The sequence below is a fragment of the Legionella antarctica genome (assembly GCF_011764505.1).
GTDB lineage: Bacteria > Pseudomonadota > Gammaproteobacteria > Legionellales > Legionellaceae > Legionella > Legionella antarctica.
The window spans coordinates 2277066-2295261 of sequence record NZ_AP022839.1 but is presented as its reverse complement, the minus strand read 5'-3'; the positions used below and the strand labels follow the sequence as shown (position 1 = coordinate 2295261).

Sequence of the window (18196 nt, the reverse complement as noted above, 5' to 3'; positions counted from 1 at the left end):
ATTATTGGCACGCTTCACAGTCTGGGTCGAGAATAGAGCATACTTTGGGTGCTTCATCTATTAGTTTTACTGCATTTAGCGCACCGTCAGTAACAGTAGATTTTTCTGCGTTACTTGCACCTAGACTACGTAAGTAATAAGTGGTTTTTAATCCGCGTATCCACGCATGCATGTAGAGTTTATCCAGTTTCTTACCGGATGGTTGAGCCATGTAAATATTAAGAGACTGAGCCTGATCAATCCATTTTTGCCTACGAGATGCGGCCTCAACTAACCACATGGGATCAATTTCAAAAGAAGTAGCATAACGCCTTTTTAATTCATCGGGAATACGACTGATAGGTTGTACGCTACCATTAAAGTATTTCAGATCATTCACCATGACCTCATCCCAGAGATTCAGTGCTTTTAAATCAGCAACCAAATAAGGATTCACTACAGTAAACTCTCCTGATAAATTGGATTTGACATATAAGTTTTGATAGGTGGGTTCAATGGACTGCGCTACACCACAGATGTTGGAAATAGTTGCCGTGGGGGCAATAGCCATTACATTAGAATTACGCATTCCTTGAGTACGAACTTTAATTCTTAACGTCTCCCAATCTAATCGTTGTGATCGATCCTGTTCCAAATATTTACTGCGTGCTTGTTGCAATAGATTGATTGAATCAATGGGCAGAATGCCTTTGCTCCATAAAGAACCTTCATAACTTGAGTAGCTGCCACGCTCTTTAGCCAGATCACATGAGGCTTCGATTGCAAAATAACTGATCAATTCCATAGAGGAGTCAGCGAACTCAATGGCTTCCTGAGAGGTGTAATCAATTTTTAACTCATACAATGCATCCTGGAAGCCCATTAAACCCATGCCAATAGGCCTATGCTTCAAGTTAGAGTTCCTAGCCTGGGGTACTGAGTAATAGTTAATATCGATAACGTTATCCAGCATACGAATAGCAGTGGTGATAGTACGTTTTAATTTATCCTGATCCAATTGACCATTTTTAATGTGTGCAGGTAAATTGACGCTACCTAAATTACATACTGCAATTTCTTCCTCTGAAGTATTTAAGGTAATCTCGGTGCATAAATTAGAGCTGTGGATCACTCCAGCATGTTGTTGTGGTGAGCGGAGATTGCATGGATCTTTAAAGGTCATCCAGGGATGGCCAGTTTCAAAAAGCATGGATAACATTTTGCGCCATAATTTTACCGCAGGAACAGTTCTGACGTTTTTAATGATACCCTGACGACCTTTTTCTTCACAATCAAGATACATTTCTTCAAAGGCTTTGCCATATTGGTCATGTAACTCAGGTGCTTCATCTGGAGAAAATAAAGTCCAGTCTCCTTCTTCACGAACACGTATCATAAATAAATCAGGTATCCATAATGCGGTATTCATGTCATGGGTACGACGGCGGTCATCTCCCGTATTTTTTCTTAGCTCCAGGAACTCTTCTATATCTCTGTGCCAACATTCCAGATACGCGCAGACTGCTCCTTTGCGTTTACCTCCCTGGTTTACTGCTACAGCAGTTGCGTCAGCAACATTTAAGAAGGGTACTACTCCTTGGGATTTTCCATTAGTGCCTTTAATGTGTGAGCCCATAGCACGCACTGGTGTCCAGTCATTGCCTAAGCCGCCTGCAAATTTGGAAAGCAATGCATTATCTTTAATGGCACTATAAATACCGTCCAGATGATCAGGAACAGTTGTTAGATAGCAACTTGATAATTGTGGTCTTACAGTACCTGAGTTGAACAGAGTGGGTGTAGACGACATATAATCAAAAGAAGACAGCAGGAGGTAGAATTCAATTGCTTTCGCTTCTTTATTTTTTTCGCGCATGGCGAGACCCATGGCGACACGCATGAAAAAGGCCTGGGGAAGTTCGTAACGTACACCTCGATCATGGATAAAATAACGATCATATAAAGTTTGCAGACTTAAGTAGGTGAATTGCATATCACGCTCAGGCAGCAGTGCATTACTGAGTTTTTCTAAATCAAAATCAGCCATTTTAGCATCAAGCATTCCTTGAGCGATACCATGTGCAATGTAGGACTTGAAGTAGGAGGGATAGAGAACACTCATTTCATCAAAAGTTGCATCTGATTTGATTTTTAGTTTGGTGAGTGCTTCCATACGCAAGCTGTCTAATAATAAACGAGCGCTAACAAAAGTATAATTGGGTTCTTTCTCAACCAAAGCACGAGCCGACATAATCAAGGATTTATGGACATCTTCAAATTTCGCTTGATTATAAAGATTGCGCAAAGCGTCTTTAATTACAGGCTCAGCTGTTACGTGTTCCAGATCACGGCAAGATTCATTAACAATCGTATTCACTCTATCCATGTCCAGCGGAACCAGCTCGCCATCAGGCATGGTAATCAATAGATTTTTATCATCAGCGGGTTGTTGTTTTAATTCATTTTGCCGTGCTTTGCGATGTTCTTCTCTATAAAGTACATAGGCACGTGCCACTTTATAGTGACCGCTACGCATGAGTGCCAGCTCTACCTGATCTTGAATGTCCTCAATGTGAATAGCACCACCACTTGGCAGGCGGCGTTTAAATACTTGCGATATTTGTCGAGTTAATTCTTCAATTTGTTGATGAATTCGATCGGATGTAGGAGCACTGCCACCTTCGTCTGCTATAAACGCTTTAGTAATAGCGACTTTGATTTTAGAATCATCATAACTCACTACTTTCCCATTACGTTTAATCGTTTTAAGCAAACCAGGTGCATTGGCAGTCAATTCCAGTTGACTTGTTTGCGGCACATCTTGTATCGGCTCAATAATTTCAGACATTTTATCTCCGCGAATATAGGTTATTATTATATTGAATAAAAATTAGACAATATGTTTATTTGTAGTATAGCTAATTTTTAATTAAGTTATTACGGAATATCACAATATATAGATGTTTTTTGTTAAAATCAAACAAGATAATGTGTTTTTAACCATAAATTGTTCAAATAAGTAGAATAAGTCTGGGGGTATATTGTGGATAAGTTGTGGGTTAAAAAAAATAAGTTGTGTTTATAACTAAATAAACGTTTGTTTTCATGTCCTTTGTTACAATAATATAAATTTATTAATAATTTATATGTTTTATTCTTCAAAGAGTTTTCTGAAGATGACCGATAAGACTGGAGACAATGGATGATGAAAGCTAAAGCAATTAATGTTTTTTCACAATAATTGCATCACTAACATTTGAAAAACCATGAACATTAAGTCTGAATGAATCAATATGAGCGAACAGTTGACTGGAGCTTCCTCCATCTAAATTAATTGCATCAGTGCAATAGAGGGGAGGGCCTTTCAGCATTTTGGCAAGATCCCTGGTCGTCATTGCGGAGTTGGTAGAGACCAAAATAATCACTTGCCCATTTGCTGTTATACCCAGAGCTGACCTATCCGCAACGCCAGGCTTAAGAGATGGAATCTTCCCTTTAATCAGTAGTCTGGGACCACTTTGTACGGCAAAATCAATTTCGTCGTCATGATTAAAATGCCGGACATTGGAAATATGGGGCCGATTATTTTTTATATAGAAAATACCCCACCAACTAATGCGTTTGAGGGGATTTTCCAATTTTTTATTATTGATTCTGAGACCGAGAGGGTGAAATTCATGATCAAAAAAGCCACCGTTGATGCTTAACAAGGCGTTACTGTGCTGGGCAAATTGATCGGCTGAGGCATTTTTTAATGCCAGATTTTTTGCTGTAACCAGGGCCAGTTGATTTTTATCCAAATCAATGCGAAAAACATGGATATGGGACCAGGGTTTTAATAATCCCCCCTCAAGATCCTGATATTCAATACCTGAACTTAGCTCTTGCCACCCATCTGAGGAAGGATAAGAGTTTGTACAAAGCAGCAAACCGATAATACAAAGTAATAAATTTAATAAATAACTTTTGTTTGCATGATAAACATTGGTCTGCGACGACATGTTATTGTATCCTTAAGTACATCATTCAACACCACGGAATCTCTTATGCAAATTAAAACGCAACATAACAATTGTGAAGTACATAAGTCAACAACAGAATTAACTCGATTAATGAATGATGTTTTGGAACTAGCAAAAAAAGAAGGCGCTACTAATGCCGCTGTTGCAGTAAATAACGATAGAGGCTTTTCTGTTGACGTCCGTATGGGCGAAGTAGAAACTGTTGCCTTTAGTGAAGACAAGGGAGTTGGTTTAACGGTTTATATAGGCCAACGCAAGGGGGGGGCCAGTAGTACGGATACATCACCTGCTGCGTTGGACTCATTGGTTAAAGCCGCATGTGATATAGCTCGAGTTAGTGCAGAAGATCCGTGCTTTGGCCTGGCTGATAAAGAATTGATGACCAAAAATCATTCTGATCTTGATTTATTTCATCCTTGGAATATAACACCCCAACAAGCAATAGAGATGGCATTAAAATGCGAGTCTCACGCTTTGGCTCTGGATAAACGGATTACTAATTCTGATGGAGTTAGTGTGTCTTCGTATGAATCGCATCACGGATACGCTAATACCTATGGTGGAGAAGGATTTATCCACAGTACCCGGCACAGTATCAGCTGTTCGTTGATAGCAAAAGAAGGGGAGGAAATGCAACGGGATTATGAGTATTCCACCGTTAGAAATGCTCTGGATTTAGTGGACATTAAGGTAATAGCACAAAATGCAGTAGAAAAGGCAATTAGTCGTTTGCATTCAAAACAAATTGAAACCCAAACAACCCCTGTTATTTTTTCTTCCCGTGTTTCCAGTAGTTTATTTTCAAGTTTTATTGGTGCGATAAGCGGCAGTAATTTATACAGGAAAAATTCTTTTTTATTGGATTCTATAGGGCAACAAATTTTTCCTGAATTTATTCGTATCTACGAACAGCCTTTCTTAAATGGAGCTTTGGGAAGCTCGCCTTTTGATAGCGAGGGCGTGCCTACTCGTGCCAATCTCCTGGTAGACAAGGGACGTTTACAGCAATATGTTCTTGGTAGTTACTCAGCACGCAGGATGGGATTAGAAACAACAGCCAACAGCGATGGAGTCCATAATTTAACGATAGATCCTACTGCGGGTGATTTAACCGAATTGATAAAGACTATGAATAAAGGTTTGTTAGTTACTGAACTGATGGGGCAAGGAATTAATGGGATTACAGGCGATTATTCACGCGGGGCCAGTGGTTATTGGATAGAGGATGGTGCTATTCAATATCCTGTTGATGAAATCACTATTGCTGGAAACTTAAAAGAAATGTTTAAAATGATTCTTGCTGTTGGCAATGATATTAATCCAAATATTTCTACCCGATGTGGCTCTGTTTTACTAGAAAAAATGATGGTGGCAGGTAAATAATTAGAGAGTACAAACTGCGTCCCGAGGACAAGCCCCAAAGGATCCTCACACAATCTAACCTACATACTGCGCTTCACGCGCAGTATCCAGAGGATATTTATCGCTGGACAAGGATTTCATAGTAAACAGAAATATCGTTTTGGATACCGCGCATAAAGCGCGGTACGTAGTGGATATGAAAATTGTTTATTCTTCTATAGGTGATCACAACTTAGGCTAATACTCTACTAACAGCAAACAAGGCGGTCATGCTCGTTAGAGAGCGAATACTTAACTAGTTAGGAAAACTAGTTTTTATCACGGAATATTATACGGCCTTTAGATAAATCATAAGGCGTTAGTTCAACTTTAACTTTATCACCGGTTAGAATTCTAATATAATTTTTACGCATGCGACCAGAAATGTGGGCAGTAACAACATGTCCATTTTCTAATTCAACACGAAACATAGTGTTGGGTAGTGTGTCTATAACGGTACCAGCCATTTCTATATGATCTTCTTTTGCCATAGGTCTCTCAATGTGTACAAATTCATAAAAGTGAAATAGTGCACTAAAATAAGGTAAATGGCAATCTCAGCGTGCTATTCATTTAGATTAGGGATGCCTTTTGCGCTATTGCTTTGTATCCTGAGCCATTTTTTCCCTTCTACTAAACGGGCAATAAGCATATTACTTACACTGTTTCCTGTGACATTGAGCATGGTTGCAATAGGATCGATAATAATGCTAATTGCGGCAATGGCTATCAATGATGATGCTGGAAATCCGTAAACAGTCAAGATCAATAATTCACCAAGCATTCCACCACTGGGAATTGCACCCATGACTGTCCCCACTAACAAAGAAACACCCAAAGCGGTGAGTAATACGGGGGTGCCTGTAAAGTTCAGATGAAAAATACCAAATAGGAAGGCAATTTTAAAAACCCCTCCTATCACAGAGCCGTCTTTATGAATGATAGACCCAAGAGGTATGGCTGTTTCATAAATTTCCGGTGAGACCCTCATGGATTTTGTTGCCAACAAATTTGCTGGAATACTGGCTGCACTGCTACAGGTTGCAATAGATGTGACCATAGGCAGAAAGACATTAGACCAGAACAATTTTATTCCTGTAGTTTGTCCTGCCATATAAGCATACCCGGTAAACGCAACAAAAAAATAAATGAGTGAAGCTGCATAATAAATGGCAGCAATTCGAACATAATTTTCTATTAAGTTAGGGCCAAGATCGCTGACTAAAACAGCAAAGTAGGAAAAAAAACCAATAGGAGCATAATACATAATAAGAGAAAAAACACGCATGAATACTTCTTCACCTGCTTGCAAAAAGGTAGCAAAAAGTGATCCTTTTTCTTGTGAACAGGTTACTGCAAGACCAACCAGAATTGAAAATACGATTAAGGCCATGATGTGTTCGTGAGAGAATAATTTTGAAAAATCAGTAACCGTAAAAATGCCTGCAATGTGACTGGAAAAACTGGCTGTAGATACTTTTTCAGGCATTGTTAGATATAAAGAAACACCTTGTCCAGGCGGAAAGAAAGTTACAATAACGATCGCATAAAGTGCTGCCACAACACCAGTAAATATAAAAACAACTGCCATATAGAATGCGATTCTACCCAATTTTTTCAAAGAGCCCACCTGAGCAATAGCAGAAGAAATACTAAAAAAAATAAGAGGGACAACTGCTGTAAAAATCAAATTGAGAAACAGCTCCCCCAATGGTTTTAAAAAATGGGCATTTGGGCCAAGCCAATAACCTGTCAGGCCGCCAAAGAGGATGGATGAAATCAATAAAATAGGAACAGCATAGGTTCTGATCGCTATGAATGATGAGGTTATCACAGGATAATTTCCTCTAAAAATTATTTTTATAACGAGTAGGCTTTGATACCAGAGTTTGTCATAAAAGTCACTTGAATCACATAACAATCTTGTTCAGAAGGGTGTTGTTTTTAAAGTCATTATGTTCTTTAGTAGCAGTATGTATTGAATTCACACGGTTCATACTCATATGGCTAACCAGAGCGAATAGTCTAAAATTTATATATAGAGATATTGCTGAATTAAAAGCATCCAAAGTTACCGTCTTTGCACATAACATAATAAACAAATAATTAATCTATTTTGTTTATACAAACAAAGGGTCCTTATGGTGCTGGCAAATTTAGGTAACTTCTTAAGAGGTGGTTTAATATAGGCGCGGTTTTCTGGACACAAAAAAAGGTTTTTTAAGAGCTATTCTTCTTAATACAAAGAGGAGAATAAAATGTCTAAAAAGCGAGCTTATTATACGGCGGCCAAGAAGGCAAAAATAACGCTAGCTGCGATTGAGGGGAAACTCACACAAGCGCAAATTACCAGTGAATACGGTGTTCACGCAACGCAGGTAAAAACTTGGAAGCAATCGGCCATCAAAGCCATTAACGATTTATTCTCTGGGGCTAATGAAAAAGAAGCCAAGTCCCAAGAGCAGCTTGTTGAGGCATTATATCAAGAAATTGGTCGACTTCAAGCGCAGCTATCTTGGCTAAAAAAAAAGCATGAACTTTAGTCTGGATGAAAAGCGCGTCATGATTGATCCTCTTGCCGAGCTCACCATTCGTGAACAATGCTTGCTATTAGACTTGCCTGTTTCAAGTTATTATTATAGTGCCAAGCCCATTTCTGTCGAAGATGAAGCGCTTATGGCGCTACTTGATGAGCACTATCTGCAGTATCCATGTGAAGGTAAAATTAAGCGGGCAAGATGGCTGTCAAAAGAAGTAGGCTATCCTGTTGGTAAACGTCGAGTAAAAAAGTTGATGGAAATGATGGGGTTATCGACTGTTTACCCAAAGCCAAATACAAGCGTTCCCAATAAGGAGCATGAGGTGTTCCCTTATTTATTAAAAGAGGTGGATATCACCAAACCAAATCAGGTTTGGGCCGCAGATATCACCTACATCCGCATGAAAGGAAAGCATGTGTATTTAGTAGCTATTATGGACTGGTATAGTCGTTATGTGATTGGATGGGCTATTTCACCTACTATGGAGGCTGAATTTTGTATTGAGGCGCTTAGAAACGCTTTGCTGCATTCGCGTTGTGAGATCTTTAACACGGATCAGGGTTCTCAATTTACCTCAAAAGATTGGATAAATACGCTAAAATCTCACCACATTTCTATCAGCATGGATGGGCGAGGACGTTATTTAGATAATATATTTATCGAGCGATTGTGGCGTAGTGTTAAGCAAGAAAAAATCTACCGGTATGATTTTGATACAATTGAAGAGGTTGAGCTGGCCTTAACGGAGTATTTTGAGTATTATAATAACCGAAGGCTTCACCAGTCCTTTAATTATTTAACGCCCGCAGAGGTGTATTATGGCCGGAAAAGACCATAAACCCTAAATGAGAGCGTCATGACTTACCCACAAGGCCCACAGGCCTATACGAGAAAGTGAAGCTCTCCTGACCTGTGGACTTGTGGATAAGTCATTCTGATAGAGTTGTGGTAAAATGACCTAAGACAATTCGTAGTAGCAATCACTATTCATACGGTATTGAGTAGGTTTAAATAGGTTAATTTGAGTGAATTTTTAACTATAAATGATGGATGAATAGCTCTTATTTTTCCTTAATTTTGTTCCAGACATGCGGACCCATATCAGTTATTATGCGAAAATATGACCAGGAAGATGATAATGAAATAAGACGACTTGCTGCTTTGTATGAACTGCACATTTTGGATACTTCGCCTGAAGAACGCTTTGACCGGCTTGTTAAGTTGGCTACAGACTTGCTTCATGTACCTATTGGTTATATCGCTTTTTTGGATGAGCAAAGACAATGGTTTAAGTCCCGACGAGGTTTACGTGCAAAGCAAACCCCACGTAACATTTCATTTTGCAATCATACCATTCAGCAAAATGAACCTTTGGTTATACCGGACACTCTTCTGGATAAGCGTTTTATTAATAGCCCTCTTGTAAAAAAATCTCCTTTTATTCGATTTTATGCAGGAATTCCCTTGGCTAATTCAAAGGGATTTAATGTAGGAACATTTTGTGTTGCTGATAAGGCGCCCTTGAAACTAAAGCCTGAACAGTTGAAAATTTTGCAAGAATTGGCGGAGTTGGTTGAAGAGCAATTGTCATTTCGACAGGCTAATGTCCTATTGAGAAAAATAAAAAAACAATTGGAATTACGAAATGATTTTATCCGTCAAGTATTTAGTTTTTATATGTCTGACGATGTAGTATCGTCAATTCTTGATTCACACACAAAACAAAAGCTCGGTGGTAAGGAGTGTAAAATCACTATTCTTTTTAGCGATTTAAGAAATTTTACACCGCTGGCCGACTCTCTTCCGGCAGAGCAATTAGTGACTATTCTTAATAGCTACTTTACTAAAATGGTTCATGTTATTGAAAAACATAAGGGGACTATCTATTCCTTCATTGGCGATGCAATCATGGTTATTTTTGGTGCGCCTTATTCAACTCAAGATGACTCTTTAAGAGCTGTAGCGTGCGCTATTGAAATGCAACTGACACTTAAAAAAGTTAATGTGCTCAATAAAAAGAAGGGATTGCCCAACTTACTGATGGGAGTTGGAGTGAATACCGGTTTGGCGGTAGTCGGTAATGTGGGTTCAAAAAAACGCATGCAATATAGTGCTATCGGAACAGCAGTTAATTTATCATCACGTATTCAGGATTTTAGTTTGGGGGGACAGGTATTAATTTCTGAGGCAACTTATTTAGAAACTAGTAGTGAACTGGAGATTAATGGCCATCTGCGAGTTAAAACAAAGGGTTTTGATTACCCCATTCATATTTATGATGTGGTCGGCGTGAAAGGAGATTATCACATCCATTTGTAATTATTATCTCGATCAGTCTCACTGAAGTCCCGTGTCATCTCAACTTCATCTTGCGTGAGCGAGAGATCTCCTGGGTAGAGGACAATGCCTCTGTGAGGTGTTCTCTCGCTCACACTCGAGCTGGCGTGGGAAATCAAGATGAAGCTGCGGGATTATTATTGAGGTTTATTTTTGAATTTCAAAGCCGGCATCTAGCCAACCTTGTAAACCATTCTCTAAAGAATGGACTTGAGAATAACCCATACGCTGTAAACTATCGGCAACCAGAGCACAGCGAAAGCCACCACTGCAATATACAATAATTGGCGTTTGTGTATCAGGAATAGTTTTTTCAATATCTCGTTCAATGACTCCTTTGCTTATATGAATTGCTTTGGGTATATGTCCTGAAGCCCATTCATGTTCTTCACGAACATCAATCAGAGCAAAATGTGCCTGCTGATCGAGTCTATTTTTCAATATTTGAGCCGTAATCTCCTGAATTCGTTGTTTCGATTCATCTACTAATTTTAAAAAACATGAAGAATGGTTTTTCATATATTGCTCCATAAATTAATGGATCACAGGATAATATTTTAAGCTTACCTATAGTAAATCAGATTATTCCATAACACCATCCCAACCGGGTTTTGGCGGTTTGGTTTTCAACTGTTGGCATCGTGCTATGAAAATAGGTGCTATGGCATCTGCTGGATAAATTTTCAGGCATCGTTTAAAGCAAACAATCGCATCATCCCAATGTTGTTTTTTATATGCTGAGAATCCATTTTCGAAGCACAGATTATAAGCTCCCAAGTCAAATTCGATGGCTGTATGGTTATCGGCTAGTAATTCGTAAATTAGGCAGCTTTGCGTGCGTCCTTTAACTACGACGCAATCAAGCATCCTCAACAAAAACTGGTCTTTTATTTGTTCACAGACAGTATCACTGACAACAATTTTAGTTCTATAGTTTTTATTGATACCCTCAAGCCGGTTAGCAATGTTGATGGTGTCGCCAATCGCGGTATAATTTAAGCGCTCTGATGACCCCAAATTACCGACAATAGCTTCTCCCATATGGATGCCAATGCGGGTAAATAAAACGCTCTTTCCTTCTTTTTCCCATTTGGCATTCAAGTAATTCAGCTTTGACTGACAACGAAGGGCTGCACGCGCTGCATGATAGCAGGGTTTATCATTAGGTAATGGAGCGCCCCACAAGGCCATAATGGCATCGCCGATATACTTATCAATGGTTCCTTTTTCGGAGATAATAATTTGGGTTAACTCCTCCAAATACTCTCCCATCTGGATCATCAACAAATTTGGATCTGTTTTCTCGGCAAGAGTGGTAAAATGCTCAATATCGGAAAATAAAACAGTAATCGTTTTCCGAACACCACCAATACGTACATCTTCACCTGATTCAATTAACTGCCTCACGAGAACTTTGGGTATGTATTTCTGAAATAATTTAAGCCCAATTTTCATCGAATGTACAGCGTCTCGTAATTGAATGATTTCTTTTATTCTAGATTTGATCTGAATTTCACCAGCAAGATTAAAATGTTTTATGTTTTCTGTTTCAGCTACAAGAGATTTAAGAGGTTTTACAATACGAGCAACCAAGCCGGATACTAACAGGATTCCCAAAGTCAGGATAATAAAGCTGATATATAGGCTAATCAAATTTATTTTTCTCAAATCCCTGGTAAAATCACTTTCGGGAACTACAATGCCGATAAGCCATCCATAAGCCTTCAACGCATCGACTGGTTCGTAGTGTATCATATAGGTTTCGCTATTATATTCATAAGAAAATGTGAGTTTTTTCTCCCCACTTTTTTTATAAGCTCCTAGCGATTGGTAGATTAACGGTATTGAACCATTATGAACATTATGAAATTTCCCCAGAGGGGTTTTCAGTTCAGTAAAAGGTTCTTTATCCGGATAGGCAATTAATTTGCCTTTATTGGTAATTATAAAAGAATAACCAGTGGGTGTTATTTTTTGATTTTTAATAAAATTGGTCAGCTCAATCAAACTGATATCAATGCCAAAAGCACCGTAAAACTTTCCATTCCTGAATACAGGCGATACTGTTGTAATGCCTAAATCAGGAGGGGGATCAAAGAAATAAATATCAGTCCATGCTGTTTTTTTTTCATTTTGGGCTTTGAGATACCAGATACGTACACGAGGATCATAACTCAGGTCGGGAGCTGAGGATCGTTTAATTATTTCGCCGGAATTATCTCGATTGAGAATAGTGCGAGTTGCGGGATGGGTTTGACGGTTGTAAATTTGAGAGGTAATACTTCCATTTTTTTCTTTTTGGGAATAGATGAAATTACCTTGCTGATCCCCCCAATACGACCCAACCACTAATGGCAAAGTTTTTACCAGACTGGTGGTTAGAGGAACTAGCTGAGCGACTTCATCCTTAAAAACTCCCTGCTGTATAAGCTGTGCCGTAAATTGGCTGCTCACTGCAGCAGGCGCGATACTTTCATTTAATTCGCGTAATACAAACTCCGAGGAATGATTCATGTGTTCATAGGCTATATAAGTCAATATTTTCGTATAGCGTATTGTGGCAACGAGGAGAATTAATAATCCAGTGAAGATGAATAAAGAGGTGAAAATAAAGAGCATACTGGATTTAAGAGAGACAATTAGCTGATTCATTTTTTTTAAAAATTTTCTAATCATGCCAAGGCCTCTGAAAAAAATAGTCCATTAAGAATAATTATAACTCATTTATATGAGTGAGCTGTGAAGGGCTTTTGATAGGGTAACTACGTCAATAAAAGGCTGCCTTGTGGGATTGAAGTCAAATGCTGCAAGTCAATCAAGATACATATCCCAAGGTCCTTTTTTATTTCTTTTTTCTAAGGCCTCGTTCAAGAGATAAAGAAACTCTTTCCGACTTATAATTTTAGCACCTAAACTCATTAAATGAGGAGTCGGAATTTGGCAATCTATAAAATCAAATTTCCAGGCTTTCATAGTTTCACACAAAAAATATAAGGCAATTTTTGAAGTATCGGTTTCAGTGTGAAACATGGACTCGCCAAAAAACGCGGTTCCTAAGCTGATGCCATACAATCCACCTACCAGATCATATCCACTCCAAACTTCAAATGAGTGAGCATACCCCTGATGGTGTAAGGTAGTGTATGACTCCATCATTTCATTAGTTATCCATGTTTTATGCAGACGGTCAGAATAGGTGGCACACGCAGTAATTACTTGGGAAAATGCAGTATCCACAGTAAATCGAAAAGGTTTTTTTAATGATCTCTTTAAACTGCGAGATACCTTAAACTCGTTTGGCTTTAAAATGAGTCTGGGATTAGGTGACCACCAAAGAACAGGACAACCAGGTTCATACCATGGAAAAATACCTTGAGAATAAGCTTGTAGTATCTTTTGAGGAGATAAATCACCGCCAATAACCAATAAGCCTTGTTTGTCACTAGTTTCGGGGTGAGGAAAGATATATTTATCGTTATAATCCAATCGTCTCTCCTATCCGTGATATGGGTCCGCATGTCTGGAACAAAATTAAGGAAAAATAAGAGCTATTCATCCATCATTTATAGTTAAAAATTCACTCAAATTAACCTATTTAAACCTACTCAATACCGTATGAATAGTGATTGCTACTACGAATTGTCTTAGGTCATTTTACCACAACTCTATCAGAATGACTTATCCACAAGTCCACAGGTCAGGAGAGCTTCACTTTCTCGTATAGGCCTGTGGGCCTTGTGGGTAAGTCATGACGCTCTCATTTAGGGTTTATGGTCTTTTCCGGCCATAATACACCTCTGCGGGCGTTAAATAATTAAAGGACTGGTGAAGCCTTCGGTTATTATAATACTCAAAATACTCCGTTAAGGCCAGCTCAACCTCTTCAATTGTATCAAAATCATACCGGTAGATTTTTTCTTGCTTAACACTACGCCACAATCGCTCGATAAATATATTATCTAAATAACGTCCTCGCCCATCCATGCTGATAGAAATGTGGTGAGATTTTAGCGTATTTATCCAATCTTTTGAGGTAAATTGAGAACCCTGATCCGTGTTAAAGATCTCACAACGCGAATGCAGCAAAGCGTTTCTAAGCGCCTCAATACAAAATTCAGCCTCCATAGTAGGTGAAATAGCCCATCCAATCACATAACGACTATACCAGTCCATAATAGCTACTAAATACACATGCTTTCCTTTCATGCGGATGTAGGTGATATCTGCGGCCCAAACCTGATTTGGTTTGGTGATATCCACCTCTTTTAATAAATAAGGGAACACCTCATGCTCCTTATTGGGAACGCTTGTATTTGGCTTTGGGTAAACAGTCGATAACCCCATCATTTCCATCAACTTTTTTACTCGACGTTTACCAACAGGATAGCCTACTTCTTTTGACAGCCATCTTGCCCGCTTAATTTTACCTTCACATGGATACTGCAGATAGTGCTCATCAAGTAGCGCCATAAGCGCTTCATCTTCGACAGAAATGGGCTTGGCACTATAATAATAACTTGAAACAGGCAAGTCTAATAGCAAGCATTGTTCACGAATGGTGAGCTCGGCAAGAGGATCAATCATGACGCGCTTTTCATCCAGACTAAAGTTCATGCTTTTTTTTTAGCCAAGATAGCTGCGCTTGAAGTCGACCAATTTCTTGATATAATGCCTCAACAAGCTGCTCTTGGGACTTGGCTTCTTTTTCATTAGCCCCAGAGAATAAATCGTTAATGGCTTTGATGGCCGATTGCTTCCAAGTTTTTACCTGCGTTGCGTGAACACCGTATTCACTGGTAATTTGCGCTTGTGTGAGTTTCCCCTCAATCGCAGCTAGCGTTATTTTTGCCTTCTTGGCCGCCGTATAATAAGCTCGCTTTTTAGACATTTTATTCTCCTCTTTGTATTAAGAAGAATAGCTCTTAAAAAACCTTTTTTTGTGTCCAGAAAACCGCGCCTATATTAGTGGCGCTTGGTCTGGTCGCGGATGGGGTGGCGGTGGTTGGCACCGTAGATAATAACTCCCTGTTTAGAATTAAAGTCCAAAGGCGCGATAAGAGATTTCCTTTATCGCGCTATTTTTTAGTCTCTGTTGCAATCAACTTCTCTAAGATCATATTAAATTTAAAAGTCCCGTGATTTATTTTAGTAGAAAACCATATCGGTTCCTCCATCGAGTTGAACTGCAATAATTTCGCCTTTACTTAAGAAGAAACTATCAATATGATCAAACTCATGTACCAAAGGATGTTTTTCTCCCTGTAAGTCCATCGGTATAGATTTCTTATATTCATATAATGATAATAAATGGAGTAGATTGATGAAAAAGGTATTTTCAACAGGAGTAGTCCTCGGTACGGTAATTAGCACTCTCTGGGTTACTGGTCTTAACGCTGGAGCAATGGGACCGATTGAAACAGGGCATCAGTGGACTGGTTTGTATGCAGGGGGTAATCTTGGTGGAAAATGGGGTGACTTTTCAGCTCCTGTAATTATTGAAACTGCAACAGTATCTGGAGCAGTTTTAGGTCCCTCTGTTCAGATTTATGATGTTAATCCCAGCTCATTTACCGGTGGCGGCCAAATTGGATATAACTTGCAATTTAATCACTGGGTGGTGGGTGCTGAGGGTAACATAAATGGTCATGATTTAACTGCCTCTCGCACCTTGGTCGGCGCGGAGATTTCCCCAACAAGTCAGTTCGTAGCCGGTGATACGTTCACAACCAAGAGCGATTTGCAGGCATCCATCCTTGGGCGGATTGGATATGCAGCTGATAATTGGTTCTTTTATGCAACAGGTGGTGTAGGATTTACAAATGTAAAATTTCTTGCTGATTTTGTTCCAGCTGTCGATGGTGGTATTGCGACACCATACGTTTATGGATCTCAAAACCACAGGCTAACCGGTGGGACTTATGGCCTTGGCTTTGAATATGCGCTGACTGAAAACTGGCGTATGGGTGTTGAGGGTCGTTATACCGATTATGGCAGAACGCAATATCCTCTTAATAGCGTGCCTGTTGTTGCTCTTTCTCCTACTGCATTTGTTTTTAGCCCAGCCTCAGCTGATATGCGGGTGACCACAGGAGAAGTTTTATTCAAAATTAATTATCAACTTACCTGATGTTCGGCAGTTGATATCCTAAACTTAACCGGCCTTATTATAGGCCGGCAGATTTAAATAAAAACCATCCGCTTGAAAGTTTTAACAATTAAAATTAATTATTCAACGCGTTGAAATTGAATCACCACATCGGCATTCATTCCGGGGGCAACAGACAAAGTTCCCTTCGCACTACCGGAATTTTGTGAAAAACTACCTGTCATATTGCCGTATTCTGTCATAATTGTAACAACTCCATTAAGACAAATTCCCGTAAGCTGTTTAGTCGCATGATTAGGACAAAGAATACTTCCGGAGTCTTTATCCGAAGCCACTTCTATCTTAAAGTGTCCCGTAGCGTCCAAAGAGCTAACTGTTCCAGCTCCATGATAGATACAATCGCCTAAAACCCAATTCGATGCTTTACCGGTTCCGGCCCAATGCCCTGAGATATATTCACAGGCATTAGCCAGACTAGAATAAAAAATAGCATCAGCGTGTGACATGCTGGCAAAAGACATTATTGTTGCAGCAAGTCCCAGGAATAATATTCGTTTCATTTCTTCTCCTTGAATAGTAGTGCTAATAATACAAATACAATATGCTTAGTTGCAAATAATTTTTGCCACAAAGGGCTTCAAAAATTGCTGACCAAACAGTAATGAGATATAAAGATTGCTATGATTAAAAGACAAGCCCTTAAATAGACATAAGGTAAATTAAATAAATGAACATCGTTGTAAAAGTTGGAACTCAAAGTATTTTATCACATGATGGAACACCTTTTGAACCCATCATGTTGCATTTGGTTGAGCAAATTGTGATGTTGCAAAAAGCAGGTCATCATGTGGTATTGGTCAGCTCGGGAGCAGTTGGCTCCGGTCGAAAAGTGGCTCACCAGACTCTTGGACGTCAGTATGGTAGTTCTACGGGTGAAAAGCAGCTTTTAGCATCACTAGGTCAACATGAATTGATGCATCTATATTCCTCAATGTTCAAAGTACACCATATATTAGCATCGCAGATATTACTCACCAAACAAGATTTTCGAACGAGAAATCATTATTTAAATATTGCCAGATTACTGCGAGAAATTTTGCAGCAAAAAAATATTGTGCCCATTATTAACGAAAATGATAGCGTTGCTATTGAAGAATTGATGTTTACTGATAACGATGAATTAGCCGGTCTTATTGCTGCGCAAATGAATGTCGAAAAATTAATTATTCTGAGTAATGTTAAAGGTGTTTATACGGGGCATCCTGAGATGCATGATGCAAAGATTATTCCTGTTATTGATCCTGAACAAGGCTGGCCAGAGGTTTCTACCGTTAAGAGTACCCAGGGCAGGGGTGGTATGAGCAGTAAAATTGCAACGGCTCGAAAAATGTCAGGTTTAGGCATTACAACTCACATAGCCAGTATTGATATCCCTTCAGTTATTACTCGCATAATGAAGCAAGAACTGTTGGGTACGGTTATTTTGCCAAGCAAGAAAAAATCAAATATAAAAAAATGGATTGCATATAATGACAGTAAGCACAATGGCTCAATTTCAATAAATCAAGGTTTGTTTGATCTTTTAAAAGAAAATAAGCGTGCTATTAGTATCTTGCCCGTGGGCATAGAACAATGCAATGGAGAATTTAAAAAAGGCGATTTAGTAGAAATACTAGCTCCAAAAGGGAAGAAGATCGGTATAGGAATAGCCAAATACGATGCAATCAAATTAAACGAATACTTGGGCCAAAAAGATAAACCAGGTTTTATTCACTACGATCATTTGCATATTTTTTAGGAGTTTTTTGTTG

At 39.0% G+C, this 18196-nt stretch carries 16 protein-coding genes; 6 read left to right on the top strand and 10 right to left on the bottom strand.

Going from position 1 to position 18196, the window contains the following annotated elements:
* Position 1 precedes the first annotated feature (1 nt).
* Together HRS36_RS10865 and HRS36_RS10860 are read right to left on the bottom strand one after the other, a co-directional pair.
* Positions 2–2827: a ribonucleoside-diphosphate reductase subunit alpha gene (locus HRS36_RS10865; RefSeq protein ID WP_173237327.1), complete on the bottom strand. Its 2826-nt coding sequence runs from the start codon at positions 2825–2827 to the stop codon at positions 2–4.
* 373 nt (positions 2828–3200) lie between these two features.
* Positions 3201–3980 carry a phosphodiester glycosidase family protein gene (locus HRS36_RS10860; protein ID WP_173237326.1) on the bottom strand — a complete coding sequence of 260 codons (780 nt, stop codon included), beginning with the start codon at positions 3978–3980 and terminating at the stop codon, positions 3201–3203.
* 45 nt (positions 3981–4025) lie between these two features.
* On the opposite strand from HRS36_RS10860, the gene pmbA reads away from it, so the two are divergent.
* Positions 4026–5384: a metalloprotease PmbA gene (pmbA, locus tag HRS36_RS10855; protein ID WP_173237325.1), complete on the top strand. Its 1359-nt coding sequence runs from the start codon at positions 4026–4028 to the stop codon at positions 5382–5384.
* A gap of 287 nt (positions 5385–5671) precedes the next feature.
* Here the strand turns inward: pmbA and infA are convergent, their stop codons facing one another.
* Together infA and HRS36_RS10845 are read right to left on the bottom strand one after the other, a co-directional pair.
* The gene (gene infA / locus HRS36_RS10850) at positions 5672–5893 is read right to left on the bottom strand and encodes a translation initiation factor IF-1 (RefSeq protein ID WP_006872751.1); all 222 of its coding nucleotides are present in this window, start codon (positions 5891–5893) and stop codon (positions 5672–5674) included.
* Between the two features lie 74 nt (positions 5894–5967).
* A complete protein-coding gene (locus tag HRS36_RS10845) occupies positions 5968–7233 on the bottom strand; it encodes a dicarboxylate/amino acid:cation symporter (RefSeq protein ID WP_197933224.1) in 1266 nt (421 codons plus the stop codon).
* Positions 7234–7660: 427 nt separating this feature from the next.
* Here HRS36_RS10845 and HRS36_RS10840 point away from each other — a divergent pair, with 427 nt between their 5' ends.
* The 3 genes from HRS36_RS10840 (at position 7661) to HRS36_RS10830 (ending at position 10261) form a co-directional block, all read left to right on the top strand.
* On the top strand, positions 7661–7945 hold the full coding sequence (locus HRS36_RS10840) for a transposase (protein ID WP_173235475.1): 285 nt from the start codon (positions 7661–7663) through the stop codon (positions 7943–7945).
* On the top strand, positions 7935–8780 hold the full coding sequence (locus HRS36_RS10835) for an IS3 family transposase (RefSeq protein WP_173235473.1): 846 nt from the start codon (positions 7935–7937) through the stop codon (positions 8778–8780). Before HRS36_RS10840 ends, HRS36_RS10835 begins: the two co-directional genes overlap by 11 nt.
* 272 nt (positions 8781–9052) lie before the next feature.
* On the top strand, positions 9053–10261 hold the full coding sequence (locus HRS36_RS10830) for an adenylate/guanylate cyclase domain-containing protein (RefSeq protein ID WP_226905457.1): 1209 nt from the start codon (positions 9053–9055) through the stop codon (positions 10259–10261).
* 165 nt (positions 10262–10426) lie between these two features.
* Here the strand turns inward: HRS36_RS10830 and HRS36_RS10825 are convergent, their stop codons facing one another.
* The 5 genes from HRS36_RS10825 to HRS36_RS10805 form a co-directional block, all read right to left on the bottom strand.
* Positions 10427–10798, bottom strand: coding sequence for a rhodanese-like domain-containing protein (locus tag HRS36_RS10825; protein WP_173237324.1), 372 nt, complete (start codon positions 10796–10798; stop codon positions 10427–10429).
* Between the two features lie 63 nt (positions 10799–10861).
* Entirely contained in the window at positions 10862–12955 is a 2094-nt protein-coding gene (locus HRS36_RS10820) for an adenylate/guanylate cyclase domain-containing protein (protein ID WP_173237323.1), read from the bottom strand.
* A gap of 135 nt (positions 12956–13090) precedes the next feature.
* On the bottom strand, positions 13091–13765 hold the full coding sequence (aat, locus tag HRS36_RS10815; RefSeq protein WP_173237322.1) for a leucyl/phenylalanyl-tRNA--protein transferase: 675 nt from the start codon (positions 13763–13765) through the stop codon (positions 13091–13093).
* Between the two features lie 282 nt (positions 13766–14047).
* Positions 14048–14893 carry an IS3 family transposase gene (locus HRS36_RS10810; protein WP_173235473.1) on the bottom strand — a complete coding sequence of 282 codons (846 nt, stop codon included), beginning with the start codon at positions 14891–14893 and terminating at the stop codon, positions 14048–14050.
* Positions 14883–15167, bottom strand: coding sequence for a transposase (locus HRS36_RS10805; RefSeq protein ID WP_173235475.1), 285 nt, complete (start codon positions 15165–15167; stop codon positions 14883–14885). The genes HRS36_RS10810 and HRS36_RS10805 overlap by 11 nt, the downstream gene beginning before the upstream one ends.
* Positions 15168–15599: 432 nt before the next feature.
* On the opposite strand from HRS36_RS10805, the gene HRS36_RS10800 reads away from it, so the two are divergent.
* A complete protein-coding gene (locus HRS36_RS10800; RefSeq protein ID WP_173237321.1) occupies positions 15600–16406 on the top strand; it encodes an outer membrane protein in 807 nt (268 codons plus the stop codon).
* A gap of 98 nt (positions 16407–16504) precedes the next feature.
* On the opposite strand, the gene HRS36_RS10795 is transcribed toward HRS36_RS10800, so the two are convergent.
* Positions 16505–16945 carry a hypothetical protein gene (locus HRS36_RS10795; RefSeq protein WP_173237320.1) on the bottom strand — a complete coding sequence of 147 codons (441 nt, stop codon included), beginning with the start codon at positions 16943–16945 and terminating at the stop codon, positions 16505–16507.
* Between the two features lie 167 nt (positions 16946–17112).
* On the opposite strand from HRS36_RS10795, the gene proB reads away from it, so the two are divergent.
* Positions 17113–18183 carry a glutamate 5-kinase gene (proB, locus tag HRS36_RS10790; RefSeq protein WP_173237319.1) on the top strand — a complete coding sequence of 357 codons (1071 nt, stop codon included), beginning with the start codon at positions 17113–17115 and terminating at the stop codon, positions 18181–18183.
* Positions 18184–18196: the final 13 nt, after the last annotated feature.

Excerpts from the sequence above, each read along its gene's own strand:
- HRS36_RS10830 (WP_226905457.1), top strand. The coding sequence starts at position 9,053 with ATGCGAAAATATGACCAGGAAGATGATAATGAAATAAGACGACTTGCT.
- HRS36_RS10835 (WP_173235473.1), top strand. The coding sequence starts at position 7,935 with ATGAACTTTAGTCTGGATGAAAAGCGCGTCATGATTGATCCTCTTGCC.
- infA (WP_006872751.1), bottom strand. The coding sequence starts at position 5,893 with ATGGCAAAAGAAGATCATATAGAAATGGCTGGTACCGTTATAGACACA.
- HRS36_RS10810 (WP_173235473.1), bottom strand. The coding sequence starts at position 14,893 with ATGAACTTTAGTCTGGATGAAAAGCGCGTCATGATTGATCCTCTTGCC.
- HRS36_RS10820 (WP_173237323.1), bottom strand. The coding sequence starts at position 12,955 with ATGATTAGAAAATTTTTAAAAAAAATGAATCAGCTAATTGTCTCTCTT.
- HRS36_RS10800 (WP_173237321.1), top strand. The coding sequence starts at position 15,600 with ATGAAAAAGGTATTTTCAACAGGAGTAGTCCTCGGTACGGTAATTAGC.
- HRS36_RS10805 (WP_173235475.1), bottom strand. The coding sequence starts at position 15,167 with ATGTCTAAAAAGCGAGCTTATTATACGGCGGCCAAGAAGGCAAAAATA.
- proB (WP_173237319.1), top strand. The coding sequence starts at position 17,113 with ATGAACATCGTTGTAAAAGTTGGAACTCAAAGTATTTTATCACATGAT.
- pmbA (WP_173237325.1), top strand. The coding sequence starts at position 4,026 with ATGCAAATTAAAACGCAACATAACAATTGTGAAGTACATAAGTCAACA.
- HRS36_RS10825 (WP_173237324.1), bottom strand. The coding sequence starts at position 10,798 with ATGAAAAACCATTCTTCATGTTTTTTAAAATTAGTAGATGAATCGAAA.
- HRS36_RS10860 (WP_173237326.1), bottom strand. The coding sequence starts at position 3,980 with ATGTCGTCGCAGACCAATGTTTATCATGCAAACAAAAGTTATTTATTA.
- HRS36_RS10795 (WP_173237320.1), bottom strand. The coding sequence starts at position 16,945 with ATGAAACGAATATTATTCCTGGGACTTGCTGCAACAATAATGTCTTTT.
- HRS36_RS10865 (WP_173237327.1), bottom strand. The coding sequence starts at position 2,827 with ATGTCTGAAATTATTGAGCCGATACAAGATGTGCCGCAAACAAGTCAA.
- HRS36_RS10840 (WP_173235475.1), top strand. The coding sequence starts at position 7,661 with ATGTCTAAAAAGCGAGCTTATTATACGGCGGCCAAGAAGGCAAAAATA.